We start from the raw sequence: 13,487 nt of genomic DNA, 5'->3' as shown, positions 1-13,487 counted from the left end.
GCCGCCCCGATTTCCGGCGGCGAGGATTTGAGTTACCCATGTTCGCCCGCCTACTCCGCGGCATCGGCGCCAACGCCTTCAGCCAACTGGTCATCATCGGCTTGCAATTGGCGCTCGTCCCGGTGCTTGCGACGCATTGGGGGCTGAAGCTTTACGGCGTCTGGCTGATGCTGTTCACCATCCCGTCCTATCTCGCGCTCGGCGACTTCGGCTTCGCCACCGCCGCAGGCGTCGATATGACGATGAAGGTCGCGCGCGGCGACAAGGCCGGCACGCTCGTGACTTATCACAGCGCGTTCGCCGCCATCACCTTCGTCTCGACCTCCGTCTTTCTCATCGCCGTTCTCGTCTGTGCCCTGCTGCCCAACGATTGGCTGAACTTCGGCATAGGGGTCAGCCCCGGCGCGATCCGCATCACCCTCGTCCTCATCGTCGCCTATGGCCTGATCTGCCTGGCGAGCAGCCTGCTGATGGCGGGCTTCCGCTGCTCCGGCCTCTACGCGACCGGGGTGATGGGCCAATCCGTCACCCAGCTCGCCGAGGGTTTCGCCTGTATCGTCACTGTGCTGCTCGGCGGCTCGCTTCTGGCCGCCGCGACGGCCTATGTCGTGACGCGCACGGTTTGCGTCATCGGCCAAACGCTGATGCTGACCTTCCAGGTGCCGTGGCTTCGCCTCGGCTTTCGCGGCGCCAATCTCGATGAGATCAAGCGGCTGGCTAAGCCTGCGGCGGCGGCGCTGGCGCTGCCCTTCGCCCAGGCCGCCTTTCTGCAAGGCACGCCCGTCGTACTCGGCGTGGCGACCGGCGCCGCCACGGTCCCGGTCTTCACCACGGTGCGCACGCTGATCCGCGCCGGGGTGCAGTTCACGACCTTGCTGAACCATGCGCTGATGCCGGAATTCTCGACGGCCGTGGCGCGCAGCAACGCGCGGCTGCAGCGGTATTTCCTGTTCGCGACACTGGCGACCGATGCGGCGATCCTGCTGCCCGGCGCGTTCGTTCTCCTCGTCTTCGGGCAGAAGATCGTCGTGCTATGGACGCACGGCACCGTGCATCCGTCCTTCGATCTCATCATCGTCATGACCGCGGTGATGCTGGTCAATGGCATGTGGCACCCGGTGTCGAATCTGATCCTCGCTGCCAACCGGCACGCCAGTTATTCCTACACCTATCTCGCCGCGGCGATCGCCAGCGTCGCGCTCACCTATCCGCTGTCGCTATGGCGGCAGGCCACCGGCGCCGGCCTCGCGCTGCTGGCGCTCGATTGCTTCATGTTCATCGTCGTGATGCGCCTCGCCTATGTGCAGATCATCCGGCAAAGCGGCGCCCCCGGCGCACCGCAAGAGTCACTTTTGCAAGACCAAATTCTGCAAGACCAGATTTCGCAAGACCAGATCTCGCAAGACCAAATCTCGGATGTGATATGACTCGCAAGGTTGGGGTCTTTCACCCCGGAACGCAGCATTCCTGGCAGACGGCGCGCGCTCTGCAAGACACCGATCGCCTCGGCTGGTACGCCACCTCGATCTTCTACCGCGGCGACCGCTGGCCCTATCGCGCCCTGCCCTATCTCCCGGCCGAACTGCGCCAAAGGCTCACCGCGGAATTCGGCCGCTTCTATCATCCGTCCCTGTCGCCGGAACTGATCTGGACGTTCGGTTTCCACGAATGGATTGAGCGCGGACTTTCGCGCGCCGGCCTGCGGCGTCTGGCGGCGAAGGTCAACACAGCCGGCAACGAGGCCTTCGCGAAATCGGTCTGCGGGCTCATCGCGCGCGCGCCGGTCGCGGCGGTCTGGGGTTACGATACGTCCTCGGCCGACGTTTTCGCCTACGCCAAGCAGCGCGGCATCGTCCGCATCCTCGACAAGACCATCGGCGATCCGCGCGTCTACAATGCGATGATGCAGGAGATCTACGAGGAGTATAAGCCCTTCTTCTCAAGTCCCCGCTTCGCGGTTCCGCAATCCACCATCGATCTTCAGGACCGCGAATATACGCTCGCCGATGGCATCGTGGTCGGCAGCGACTTCTGCCGCGATACGATCCTCGATCCGCGCGCCCGGCCCGATCTCGCCGGCAAGATCGACGTGCTGCCCTATTGCTACGATGACGTCTTCTTCAAGCCCGGGCCGCCGCCGCTCCGGCCAACCGACCGGCCGGTGCGCTTTCTCTTCCTGGGCCAGGCCGGCCCGCGCAAAGGGATCCACCTGCTGCTCAAGGCTTTCGCCCGCTTGCCGCGCAATGCGGCGACGCTAACCATCGTCGGGCAATTGCAGGTGCCGAGCGCGACCTTCCGCCAATATGCCGATCTTGTGACCTTGATCCCGACCGTGCCGCGCGCCGCCGTCGCCGATTATCTGCGCGAGTCGGACTGCCTCGTCTTCCCGACCTATTTCGAGGGATCGCCGATCACGATCTACGAGGCGCTTGCCTGCGGCTGTGCCGTTATACAATCGAAGAATTCCAACCTCGACGCAATTCCGCACGCCGGCATGGCGCTGGAGCGGCTCGACGAAGATGCCGTTCATGCGGCGCTCATGTACGTGATCGATAATCGCGATGTTTTGCAATCGTGGCAGCAGGCAGCGCCGCCAATTGCCGAAGGTTTTACTATCGCGGCCTATGAGAAAGCGGTATTGACCTATCTCGATAAGATCTTGGGAACGAAGGGATAAATACCCGCCCCTGCGTCCGGAGGATTAGTTGCTCGCGCCGTCGCCAGAATCCGCAGCCGAAGAAAAGACTCAGCGGTACGATGTGCTGGACCCGCCGGTCGCTGTCGCCCTTATTTTCGGTGCGATAGATTCGCTCGTCCCTTTTTCCTACATCTTCAATATCTATCCCTATATCAACTATTGGCACGCGGCGACTCTGGCCGTGAAGCTGCTGATCTGTTGTATCTATTATAAATACATCTCGATAAGCCGCATCGCCGTGCTGTCGGCGCTGGTCCTGACGTCGATTATACTTATCTCGTCGGTGCCCAGCGGTTCACAGTTCGCGGATTACGCCAAAATCTTCGGCTTCGTCACGCATGTGTTCATCACGCTCACGATGATCCGGCGCGACAATCTCCCGAAATATATGCTCGCCAGCGTCGGCGTTATGTTCGCCAGCACGCTCATCTACCTCGTCGCCGCGAAGACGGGGCACATCGATACGACCTTCGGCCGCTATTCCTATTTCCATCACACGCACCCCAACCTCGGCTCCGAGATCATCGCCATGTCGATCGTCCTCGCCGCCTGCGTGCTGGGCTGGGTGCCGTTCCTCATCGTGACGCTGCCGTCGCTCTACGCGATCTATCTGATGGAAGGCCGCGCTGCGCTCGTTGTCGCGCTCATCACCATCGGCGCGAAGCTCGTCTACGACGAATGGCGCAACAAGAAGCGTCTCGCTCTCATCCTCGGCGGTCTGGCCGGCGCGGGCGTGCTGGCGCTGCTCGTCTCCGATAAAGCTGGAACGCTGCTCAATTCGGCTTTTCTCCTGCACGACAAATATCGCGGGATCGGCTCTGGCTTCGTCGGCCGCGATCAGCTCTGGAATGTCGCCTGGCACTGGTTCATGGCGAGCCCGATTATCGGTAATGGCGCCGGCTTCTTCGACCGCTACGGCGTCGAGATCCATAATTTCTTTTTGTTCGGCCTGTCCGAGTTCGGCATCCTGTCGCTGCTCATCTACGGGATGATCTTCTATCTTTTCTACGAGCTTTATCGCACCAACAGGAAGTGGTTCTTCTGCTTCCTCGGCATCCCGGTCTTCTGGATGTTCAACGACCGGTTTTTCAACATCAACCCGTATCCGTTCCTGCTCTATGTCGTCCTCTTCGCCCACGCCAATACGGCGGGCATGGGATTGAAGTCCTTGCTGGTGCCGGTGAAGGCGCGCCCGCCGGCCGGGCCGGCCGAATAGGACCAAGCCCGATCAGTTTCAGTGCGATTCCGTTCCGGTCCGGGTCGCGACGTCCTGGAACGTCAATTCCTTGTTCTTGGCGGTGACGCTGCGCTGCGCGGCAATCTGATGGTTCGAGCTGCGGCAGGCGGCATAGAGCGTGTCGCGTTCGACGTCGCCAATCGGGTTGTGGTCGTCAAATCCATAGAGCTGCAGGGACGGCAGACGATTGCAGGCGGCGATGCAGCTCGCGAGCGTGTTCGACGGGCCGAGGATGAGGAAGCCCGAGGCTTCGGCTTTTGGGTCGTGATTGTTGTCGAGCGCCGTGCAGCTCGAAAACGTCGTCAGCTTGCAATTGATGATGAAGCCTTCGCCGAAATTGCGGTCGCCGCGGGTGCCGGTGAAGCGGTGATAGAGCCCTTCGACGACGAAGCCGACATCTGAAATCTCGCCGACGCAATTGCTGATGAAGTGATTGGCGTCGCGGATGAGGAAGGCGGCGATCGTGCGCTGTGTCGGCGCGCCGCTCAAGGCGTGCAGCGACGTGTTCGCTTCGATGCGGTTGAGATAATGATCGGTGCCGCCGATGGTGATCGCGCCGGCGAGCTTCGGCCGGGCCCGGTTGAGCAGCACGTTGGTCGTCAGAACATCCTCGATGGCGCAGGCCATGCCGCTGGTGATGACAATGGCCTCGTCGGCGAAATTGTCGAATTGCGCGACCTTGATCGCGCACCAGCTCGCCTTCTGCAGCCTGATGCCGCCCGCAGCGAGGTTGGGCCCGCCGCCGCGGAAATTGATGCCCGTCACCGCCGCCGCCGTCACGCCCTTCTCGTCCGTATCGAGGCAGAAGCCGGGATGCGTACAACGCAAGGACGAACCGAGGATCTTGCTCGGCGCATAGCCATAGGCCGCGGCGGTCGAGGAAAGCGTCACGCCGTTCTTCAGCAGCACATTGTTGCTGATGTAGGCGCCGGGCGGAACGCGCACCACGCCGCCGCCGCGCTTCTCGGCCCAATCGATCGCCGCCTGCAACGCAACGCTGTCATCGACTTCGTCATCGCCGCGGGCGCCAAACCAGCACACATTGATGTCGCCCGAGAACACGCGGACGAAACGGCCGGGCTGGCCCTCCGGGACGCTGTCGGGCTTGATGTAAACACCGTTGTCATCGGCAGCCTGCGAATTCGCCGCCCAGCGGAACGTGCCGCCGCCACGATCGTCGTCCGTGTGGTGATTGAGGACGATCACATCGACGTCGGCAAGATCGTGCGGATCTTCGACAGTGCGCAGATCAGAGAGCGTCGCAAAGCGGCTTTGCGAGGCCAGCGGCTGGGAAGCCGGATCGGGATTATCCGCCGCGGCGGCCGTGCGCTGCGTCAACGCCAGGGTGCCCGAACCGACAAACCCACCAAAAATGAATTTGAGGAGGTGGCGCCGCCGCAGGAAACCTGAATCCAAAATACGCATATGAACCCGTTACTCCGAATGTGCCCAGCGTCCGCGCCGCTGCATAAGCCAAAGGCGCGCGCAAGTCACGCCGGACCAGGTCACGCCAAGTCACGTTCGGCGGCGCAACCGCCGCCGCGCCGCCCGCAGGAAATGACCGACGAATTTACGCGGACTTTTGCGCCCGACGCCCATGATCCGCGCGAGCCGTGCCTGCAGCCGCGCGGGATCGGCCGGGATCGCTTTGGGCGCCGCGAGCCGCGCGAAGAGATCGGCGAAGCCATAGGTCTTTTCGGATGGCAGATGCCAGACCGGCAGGCGCAAATCGGCGTCGCGCGTATTGTTCAGCTTCCAGGTCGTCCAGATGCGCCGGGCGATATGGTTGGCGTTCGGCGCTCTCAACCCCAGTTGCCACATCAGGAAGCTGAAGAAATGCGCTTCATCGGAGAAATAGCGATTGCCCGTCGCCGCCAGAGCGTCGTTGCGCAACCGTATCTCGCGCGCGAGCGGCATGAGCCGCGCCAGCAGCGCGCCGCTGATGCCGTAGAATTCACCGCCGAAATATTCGGGCGGCTGCGCCGGGCGCTCGTGACCAATCTCGGCATAGACATCTATCGCCTGCCGGCGGGAAAGGCCGTTGGCATCCTCGTCCTCGCTGACATCGACGGTGATGAGCAGGGCGCCGTCACGGCGCGCGAGATCGAAGGCCGCCGAAAGATCGCCGACGACGAGACAATCATTGTCCATCACGAGCAACGTATCGTCCGCAGCGAGCCGCGCCGCGCCATAGTCGAGAATGTCGAACAGGAAATATTGATTGAACCACGGCCGACGCGAGCCCGCGGGCGCCCAAGTGTAGCGCAGGGTGACAAGCTCGACGCCGAAATCGGCGAGCGCCGTGTTGAGGTCTATGCCGTCGACGACGGGAAGCTGCGCAATATTGGTGAACAGCAGGAATTTCACGCCGTCCTTCTTGAGAAAGGCATGGGCGCTCCAGAAGAAAGTGTAGACGCAGCGCCAATAGATGTTTTGTGTCGCCTGGCTCGTCGTCAGCCCGCCGACTTGCGGATAGAGGCCGCCCTCCTTCGGCGATTCGACATACATCCAGGTTGACACATAATTGGTGGCGCTCATCTTCCGTTCAGCCAATTCGATATTGTTCTAGATTATGCGCTGGCGCGCGCTCTGGGATACACCACGTTGCAGGTATGGTGAAATGACGGGCGACGAAAAGAACCAGCGGGTGCTGCGCCTCGGCCTCCTGACCGCGCGCGCCTCGCGCCTCGGCGGCGGCGTCTTCGAAGCCGTGGTGGCGCAGGCGCAGGCCTTGAAGGCGCATGGCGGCATCACGCCGATCGTCTTCGGCGCCGCGGACGAATTCACCGCCGAGGACAAAAAGCGCCTCGGCACCGTTGAGCTTGTCAGCGTGCCGAGCCGTGGCCCGGCCGCCTTCGATTATGCACCGGGCCTTCTGCCGCTGATCCGCGCCGCGGATCTCGATATCCTGCATCTGCATGGGATTTGGCAATATGTCTCGCTTTGCGGCGCGGGTTGGGCGGAAGCGACCAAGCGGCCCTATCTGATTTCGCCGCACGGCATGCTCGATCCCTGGATCACGGCGCGCGGGCGCTGGAAAAAGGCGCTCGCCCGTGTCGGCTATGAGCGGCGGAGCTGGCGCGACGCCAGCCTCTTCCACGCCCTGACGGAGGCGGAGGCGCGGGATATTGCGCGAGAGACCGGCACGGAGAAGTCGCGCATCGCCGTCGTGCCGAACTATGTCGCCGCCGACACGGCGCCGCCCGCGCCACGCGCGCCGCTCGTGCTCTACATCGGCCGCATTCACCCGAAGAAGAATTTGGAGGCGCTCGTCGAGGCCTGGAGCGCGGCGCAAGCCTCGGAGGCTGGCTACCGGCTTGCCATTGCCGGCTGGGGCGAGCCGGCGCATGTCGCAGCTTTGCAAGCCAGGTTCGCGGCGCTCGCCGATCCCGGCATTGCTTTCCTTGGCCCGGTCTATGGGGAGCAGAAGCAGAAGCTGCTGCGCGAAGCCCGTTTCATGGTTCTGCCCTCCTTGAGCGAGGGGCTGCCTATGGCCGTTCTCGAGGCCTGGGCCGCCGCAACGCCCAGCCTCATGTCGGCGGCCTGTAATCTGCCGGAAGGCTTCGCCCAGGGCGCGGCGTTGGAGACCGGGGTGGATTCCGCGAGCATTGCCGCCACGTTGCGCCGCGCGTTCGCCCTGCCGGCCGCCGATTGGCAGGCGATGTCGGCGGTGGCACACGCGCTGGCGCAGAGCCGGTTTTCGCCGCAAGCCATCGCGGCGCAATGGGCGGCGCTCTATCATCGGCTGGCCGCCGGGGAGTATATGAGCGGGCCATGAGCATTCTCGACGCACGGAAATCCAAGCCACTCGAAGGCGGCGCGAGCTTCAGCCTCGCCAACCGGGCCTCTCGCGCTCTCTGGCAGGTCGCGTGGGCGACGCTCGCGGCCTGGACGCCGCCGCCGCTCTTTGGCTGGCGGACGGCGCTGCTGCGCCTCTTCGGTGCGCAGATCCATCCGACGGCCCGGGTCTATGGCAAGACGCGGGTCTGGTATCCGCCGAACCTCATCATGGACGCGCACGCGCTGCTCGGCCCCGGCGTCAATTGCTACAATCAGGCGCCGATCACGATCGGCGCGAAGGCGGTCGTCTCCCAGGGCGCGCATCTCTGCGCCGGCACGCACGACATCAACGACCCGAATTTCCAATTGATCGCCAAGCCGATCGCGATCGGCGCGCAGGCCTGGGTGGCGGCGGAAGCTTTTGTCGGGCCGGGGGTCAGCATCGGCGAGGGTGCTGTGCTCGGCGCGCGGGGCGTCGCCTTCCGCGATATCGAGCCCTGGGCGGTCTATGCCGGCAACCCTGCAAAAAAGCTGAAGGACCGGCCACGCTTTTAAAGGCGCGCCGGTCCCTCGCGAGATACGAATAGAACGGAACTCAATAAGCCTGCTGGCGAGTGATCTCGAGGCAGGTGCTCAGGATGATCTTGAGGTCCAGAGTCAGCGACCAATTGTTGATGTACCAAAGGTCGAGATCGACGCGCTTGCGCATATCTTCGACCCGCGCCGTCTCGCCGCGCTGGCCATTGACCTGCGCCCAGCCGCTCATGCCCGGCTTGACGTGATGGCGGAAAGCATAGGTGGCGATCAGCCGGCCGTAATGATCGTCATGAGCCAGAGCGTGCGGGCGCGGCCCGATGAGCGACATGTCGCCCTTGATGACGTTGAAGAGCTGCGGCAGCTCGTCGATGCTCGTCCGGCGCAGCAGGGCCCCGACCCGGGTGACGCGGCGGTCGCCGCGCGCCGCCTGAGTGACGACCGGGCCGTCTTCCATCACGTTCATCGTGCGGAACTTGTAGATGTGGAATTTCTCGCCATCGAAGCCGGTCCGCTGCTGGCGGAAGAGCACCGGGCCCTTGCTGTCGAGCTTGATGGCGATGGCGACGATCAGCAGCAGCGGCGCCAGCGCGGCGGCGGCAAGGCTTGCCAACACCGCATCGAAGGCGCGCTTGATGAAGCGCTCGGCCGCGTTGAGCGGGGCACGCTGCAATTCCACCGAGAGCATGGTGTCCGGCGCGAATTCGGGCTGGTCGAGCGTCCCGCGCACGGTCCGGTCCGGCAGCAAGCGCACGGCCAGCGGCGAGGCGCGGAAGCGCTCCTTGATCTTCTCGATCACTTCGGTCCGGCGCCAGTCGACGGCGATGACCAGTTCGTCGGCCCGGTGGCGGCGGGCGACGTCGATGGCGAGATCAAGCGCGGCGGTATCAACCCCGCCGGCTGTCATTTCGCCGGCGCCGGCGATGGTCACCCGCGCCAGTTCCTTGAGGCCGAAGTGATGCAGCAGGTTCTTGGAACTGAGGTGGCCAAGCTCGGCCGGTTCGCCGACGATCACGGCGCGGCGGCCGACGATACCACCCTGGGCGATGACCGAGCGCAGAAGCCGCGCGGAGAAGGGCCGCGAGCCGAGCAGAACGGCGAGTTCCGTCAGAGCGAAGATGATGATCGTGCCGCGGGAGAAGATCGTCCCGACGCGGAGCAGGAAGAGCACCGCGGTCAGTGAGAACAGGACCGTCGCCCAGACGAACACGATCTTGGAGATGTTCTTCTGCGGGTTGAGCGTGACCTGCATGGAGTAGAGGCCGAGCGCCTTGGCGAGGAGGATGTAGCCGAGGCCGCCGCAGAAGCCGATGCCGAGCGCGATATCGACCTGCTCGATATCGTGACGGACGAGGACATTATAGAACCAGTCGGCGAAAATGCTGGATAGGACGATCAAAACGCCATCGATCGCGCCGACAAAAGCGGCAACCGTGTAATAGGAAATGGTCAGACGGCGGGAGACCCAAGAAGTTTTCGCAGGGCTGGCGATGCGTACAATCTGGTCCATGAACTCACACACCACGCATAAATCGTAGGGGAAATTCGGAGAGGAGCGGGAGGTTCCCCTCTGGTGAGAAATGTCTATTCCTTCCTGCATGAACGGCGGCTGTACGGAGCCGTAGCCCAGAGAAATTTCCAAAATTTTGAAAACTAAGAAGCAACGATCAGGCCACGCTCAGGCGCGCCGGAGCGCCCGCCGAAGCGATGGTAAATTCCAACGAAGAAAGCCCGGCTCGCATGGGCAAGCCGGGCGCATCGGCGCAACTGCCAGAGGTAACAGCTAGGCCGCGCTCGCCGCCTTGCCGGCGCGATCGAGCGCCGCGAACTCCGCGTCCGACAGCGTGATGGACGCCGCCGCGACGTTCTCCTCGAGGTGAGCCACCTTCGACGTGCCGGGAATAGGCAGCATGACGGGGCTGCGTTTCAGCAGCCAGGCGAGCGCCACTTGGCTGGGCGCGTGGCCATGCGTCTTGGCGATTTCTTCGAGCACCGAACCGCTTTCGGTGAGTTTGCCGGCCGCGAGGGGAAACCAGGGGATGAAGCCGATCCCCTCGGCCTCGCAATAGTCGAGGACATCCTCGCTGCCGCGCTCGACCAGATTGTAACGGTTCTGAACGGTGGCGACCTTGAAGACTTTCTGCGCCGCCTTGATGTCGGCGACGGAGACTTCACTCAGGCCGGCGTGGGCAATGATGCCTTCGTCGAGCAGCGCCCGGACCAGCGCGAATTGCGCTTCGCGCGGCACTTTCGGGTCGATCCGGTGCAACTGCCAAAGGTCGATCCGCTCGACGCCGAGCTTCTTGAGACTCTTGAGCGCCTGCGCGCGCAGGTAATCGGGCGCGCCATGCGGCGTCCAGCTATTGGGGCCAGAACGTGTGAACCCCGCCTTGGTCGCGATGAACAGGCCCTTGTAGGGATAGAGCGCCTCGTGGATCAGCTCTTCCGAAACATCCGGGCCGTAGGAATCCGCGGTATCGATGAAATTGACGCCGATCTCGGGCAGCCGCCGCAAGGTGCGCAAAGCCTCGGCGCGATCAGCCGGCGGCCCCCAGATCCCCGCGCCGGTGATGCGCATCGCTCCGAATCCGAGCCGGTGAATCTTGACCTCGCCGCCAATGGCGAATGTTCCCGATCTGCCTGCGTCAACGTCTGCCATGTGTGTCTCGCCCTGCTGAAGAATGGTCCGCCCTCTTAGCTAGAGCTGCGGCGCGGGTTTACCAGTCCCGCCGCCAACGCGGCGGGACACGCTTTTGCGAGCCTCTACCGATCGCCGGGGCGTTTGCTGCCCTCATGGCCTTCATGCCCTGGCGGACGGCCGCCGGGCGCTTCATGGCGCGGGGAATCCTCGCGATGTGGCGGCGCTTCAATACGGGTCGGCGCTTCGTGATGCGGCGCCTCGCGATGTACCGGAGCGGCCTCCATGCGCATCGCGCCGGCACCCGGTTCGACGTGCTGGTGCACATGCGGATTGTGGCCGCCAACGGCCGGGGTCTCGAGCCTATGCTCAAGCGGCTTTTCGCGGACGGGTTTGCCGCCTTCGGCGGGCAGATTATGCGCTCCCGGCTCCAGCCTGTCGTGCTTCGGCGGATTGTGCTCGCCCGCGAGCGGCGCGTGCAGTTCATGTGGCGTATGCCCCGGCGTTCCGGCCGGAGCCTCCGGTGCGCCCGGAGCACCCTCATGGCCCGGCTTGCCCTCCAGGCCGATAGGCCGCGCCGTCGCCCCGTGGGCCGGATGGCCGTGATTGGTCGAGGCGAAACCGGTGCTGTCCACGCTGGCGGCGCGGACATGCTGGGTCTGCCACTGCGTCGGCGGGCGATGCGGCTCGCGCGCCGCGGCTTCTTCCTCCGCCGTCGGCCGCAACGTCAGGCCGCCCCGGCCGCCGTTGTAGCTGATCCGATCCCTGTTGCTGATGACGACGTTTTTCTCGTAGACGTTGGTGATGGTCGCGCCGCGGAGGTTCGTCACCGCGCGATTGTAATAGAAGGCGCCATGATCCCAACGGCCGCCCTCGAAGCCGCGGCCGCCATAACCGTAGCCGTAATCGACGCCGCCGTAGAAACCGACGCGCGGGCCCCAATAACCGCGATGGAACACATAAGCGCCGTTGGCGAAGCCCCAGTAGGGCGGCGTCCAGAGAAGCTCCGCCTCCGGCGGCTCCGCCCAGCTACCCGGCACCCAATAATAATCGACGTTGTTCCAGGCCCAATAGCCGGGCGTCCAGATATAGCCGGGGGCGGGAATGGGCGGTTGATCGTATTCGGGCAGCGGCGGCGGCGCCTCTTCGGCACTGATCCCGGTGACGGCGCAATCCGTCGATTGCGCATAGCTCAAATCGAAAGGAGAAACAGTAACCAGAAATGTTGTGGCGAGAGCAAAGGAAACGGCGCGCATCAAAACTCCTCATGCAGGCATTGCCGATCCCGCAGAGATGACAAGTGAGTGCGACGAGAATGCGTCGCCTGCGGCGCGGCCGTGCGGCGCTTGGCAATTGCGTTTTGATGAAAGCTTTGCCTGTCAGCTCAACTCTGATCCGAGGCGTGCCCGTACATGCTCGGGTCTTCCTTCGGGCCATCCGCCGTCCAGATGACGCGGAGCGGCAGCGGCACCTGCGGCCTCACGCCGCCGTCCACGCCGAGCATCTGATTAAGAACCCATTTGGTGCACTGCTTGCGCTCGGTGTCGATGAGCCGCGCCTCGATCGCCGCGATGGAGGAATTGCCGCTCCCCGATCCCGCGATCGATTCCACATTGTCGGACAGGCAATCGAAAATAATGCGCTGCGTGCGATAGATCAGTGTGTAAGGATGATCGGCGCGGCTGAAGACATATTGGAAATGCGCGACGCCTTCCGACGAGGCTTTTTGCAGCAAGTCCTCCGTATCCTCCCGGACATCGCCCTTCACGAGATCGCCGCGCGCCTGATAGAGCCGCTGCATGAACAAGGTCGCGCTGCGGTTGGCGGCGAGCAATTCGGAGGTTTCGAACAGACGCGCGTAGACCTCGCGGGCGGACTTCTTGATCATGGAATTGAGATCGGCCATCGACACCGCGCCGCGATTATTGCCCTCGAACAGGCCGCCGATCTCGTCGGTGACGCGCTTGATGATCATGCCGCGCAGCCGCTCCGCCGACCAATTCTCGCCGATGAACGTTTCGAACCGCTCCAGCTTGGCCTGCAGGATGGCTTCCGTCAGCGCATCGAGCACGGCCGTCTCGGTGACATCGCCCTGGTGGCCGGAATCACTGAGCTTCAACTTGAGCGTCTGCATGAGTTGATCGACCATGGTCGTATAGTCGCGATCGGCCTCGTCAATCGCCGTATTGCCCGAGCCCGCGTCGGACGAGCCGACCGCGCCGAGGGAGTCGCTGGCATTGACATTCTTAAGCAGAGCAAGCTGTTCGCGTGCCGGCGGCGCAAGCTTGGCGAGTTCGCGCGTCTCCTCATCATCCGGAAAATCGGAGAGGGCGCTGTCGTCCTCGTCGCTGTCCGGGCGATGATGATGTGGATGATGCGGCTTGTGGTGGGTGTTGCTATTTCCGAAAAACAATTGATGAAGGAACGTATCCAGCCCGAATTGCGCCCGCGCGGGCGTGACGGCAATGAAGCTGCTCAAGGCAAACGCGCAAACGGTGGCGAGGCGCGAGCTTCGCAACAGATGAGCACGCAGAACGGCCATGCAATTCTCCCCACCCGCGCAAGCGCGCTGATCCATTATCTTGCTCATTATGGCGACA

11 protein-coding genes are annotated in these 13,487 nt (G+C 63.6%); 5 read left to right on the top strand and 6 right to left on the bottom strand.

The window, feature by feature from the left end:
- Nucleotides 1-38 precede the first annotated feature (38 nt).
- Genes CWB41_RS16150 through CWB41_RS07510 form a run of 3 tightly spaced genes read left to right on the top strand, consistent with a single transcriptional unit; the run spans nt 39 to nt 3,914 of the window.
- Complete coding sequence (locus tag CWB41_RS16150) at nt 39-1,427, top strand: lipopolysaccharide biosynthesis protein (RefSeq protein ID WP_165204140.1); 1,389 nt, start codon at nt 39-41, stop codon at nt 1,425-1,427.
- The gene (locus CWB41_RS07515; RefSeq protein ID WP_165204137.1) at nt 1,424-2,677 is read left to right on the top strand and encodes a glycosyltransferase family 4 protein; all 1,254 of its coding nucleotides are present in this window, start codon (nt 1,424-1,426) and stop codon (nt 2,675-2,677) included. Before CWB41_RS16150 ends, CWB41_RS07515 begins: the two co-directional genes overlap by 4 nt.
- A 28-nt stretch (nt 2,678-2,705) precedes the next feature.
- Nucleotides 2,706-3,914 carry an O-antigen ligase family protein gene (locus CWB41_RS07510; protein ID WP_115834862.1) on the top strand — a complete coding sequence of 403 codons (1,209 nt, stop codon included), beginning with the start codon at nt 2,706-2,708 and terminating at the stop codon, nt 3,912-3,914.
- An 18-nt stretch (nt 3,915-3,932) separates the two neighbouring features.
- Here CWB41_RS07510 and CWB41_RS07505 read toward each other — a convergent pair whose 3' ends face one another.
- Both CWB41_RS07505 and CWB41_RS07500 read right to left on the bottom strand, forming a co-directional pair.
- The gene (locus CWB41_RS07505; protein WP_115834863.1) at nt 3,933-5,360 is read right to left on the bottom strand and encodes a glycosyl hydrolase family 28-related protein; all 1,428 of its coding nucleotides are present in this window, start codon (nt 5,358-5,360) and stop codon (nt 3,933-3,935) included.
- A 90-nt stretch (nt 5,361-5,450) separates the two neighbouring features.
- A complete protein-coding gene (locus CWB41_RS07500; protein WP_115834864.1) occupies nt 5,451-6,473 on the bottom strand; it encodes a hypothetical protein in 1,023 nt (340 codons plus the stop codon).
- Between the two features lie 82 nt (nt 6,474-6,555).
- Here CWB41_RS07500 and CWB41_RS07495 point away from each other — a divergent pair, with 82 nt between their 5' ends.
- A complete protein-coding gene (locus tag CWB41_RS07495) occupies nt 6,556-7,713 on the top strand; it encodes a glycosyltransferase (RefSeq protein WP_165204134.1) in 1,158 nt (385 codons plus the stop codon).
- On the top strand, nt 7,710-8,270 hold the full coding sequence (locus tag CWB41_RS07490; RefSeq protein WP_115834866.1) for an LbetaH domain-containing protein: 561 nt from the start codon (nt 7,710-7,712) through the stop codon (nt 8,268-8,270). Before CWB41_RS07495 ends, CWB41_RS07490 begins: the two co-directional genes overlap by 4 nt.
- A 40-nt stretch (nt 8,271-8,310) precedes the next feature.
- Here the strand turns inward: CWB41_RS07490 and CWB41_RS07485 are convergent, their stop codons facing one another.
- The 4 genes from CWB41_RS07485 to CWB41_RS07470 all read right to left on the bottom strand — a co-directional run bounded on the left by CWB41_RS07485 (nt 8,311) and on the right by CWB41_RS07470 (nt 13,429).
- Nucleotides 8,311-9,759: an undecaprenyl-phosphate glucose phosphotransferase gene (locus CWB41_RS07485; RefSeq protein WP_165204131.1), complete on the bottom strand. Its 1,449-nt coding sequence runs from the start codon at nt 9,757-9,759 to the stop codon at nt 8,311-8,313.
- A gap of 273 nt (nt 9,760-10,032) precedes the next feature.
- Nucleotides 10,033-10,908 (bottom strand): aldo/keto reductase, encoded by an 876-nt coding sequence (locus tag CWB41_RS07480; protein WP_115834868.1) that lies wholly within the window; start codon nt 10,906-10,908, stop codon nt 10,033-10,035.
- Nucleotides 10,909-11,012: 104 nt separating this feature from the next.
- The gene (locus tag CWB41_RS07475) at nt 11,013-12,143 is read right to left on the bottom strand and encodes a YXWGXW repeat-containing protein (RefSeq protein WP_115834869.1); all 1,131 of its coding nucleotides are present in this window, start codon (nt 12,141-12,143) and stop codon (nt 11,013-11,015) included.
- Nucleotides 12,144-12,271: 128 nt separating this feature from the next.
- Nucleotides 12,272-13,429, bottom strand: a complete 1,158-nt coding sequence (locus CWB41_RS07470) for a hypothetical protein (RefSeq protein ID WP_115834870.1) — start codon at nt 13,427-13,429, stop codon at nt 12,272-12,274.
- Between the last annotated feature and the right edge of the window lie 58 nt (nt 13,430-13,487).

The organism is Methylovirgula ligni, assembly GCF_004135935.1.
Lineage (GTDB): Bacteria > Pseudomonadota > Alphaproteobacteria > Rhizobiales > Beijerinckiaceae > Methylovirgula > Methylovirgula ligni.
The sequence above is the reverse complement of the archived record's forward strand: the minus strand, read 5'-3'. Positions and strand labels throughout refer to the sequence as shown.

Coding starts and splice junctions, on each gene's coding strand:
- CWB41_RS16150 (WP_165204140.1), top strand. CDS start 39: ATGTTCGCCCGCCTACTCCGCGGCATCGGCGCCAACGCCTTCAGCCAA.
- CWB41_RS07515 (WP_165204137.1), top strand. CDS start 1,424: ATGACTCGCAAGGTTGGGGTCTTTCACCCCGGAACGCAGCATTCCTGG.
- CWB41_RS07505 (WP_115834863.1), bottom strand. CDS start 5,360: ATGCGTATTTTGGATTCAGGTTTCCTGCGGCGGCGCCACCTCCTCAAA.
- CWB41_RS07500 (WP_115834864.1), bottom strand. CDS start 6,473: ATGAGCGCCACCAATTATGTGTCAACCTGGATGTATGTCGAATCGCCG.
- CWB41_RS07495 (WP_165204134.1), top strand. CDS start 6,556: ATGACGGGCGACGAAAAGAACCAGCGGGTGCTGCGCCTCGGCCTCCTG.
- CWB41_RS07490 (WP_115834866.1), top strand. CDS start 7,710: ATGAGCATTCTCGACGCACGGAAATCCAAGCCACTCGAAGGCGGCGCG.
- CWB41_RS07485 (WP_165204131.1), bottom strand. CDS start 9,759: ATGGACCAGATTGTACGCATCGCCAGCCCTGCGAAAACTTCTTGGGTC.
- CWB41_RS07480 (WP_115834868.1), bottom strand. CDS start 10,908: ATGGCAGACGTTGACGCAGGCAGATCGGGAACATTCGCCATTGGCGGC.
- CWB41_RS07475 (WP_115834869.1), bottom strand. CDS start 12,143: ATGCGCGCCGTTTCCTTTGCTCTCGCCACAACATTTCTGGTTACTGTT.
- CWB41_RS07470 (WP_115834870.1), bottom strand. CDS start 13,429: ATGGCCGTTCTGCGTGCTCATCTGTTGCGAAGCTCGCGCCTCGCCACC.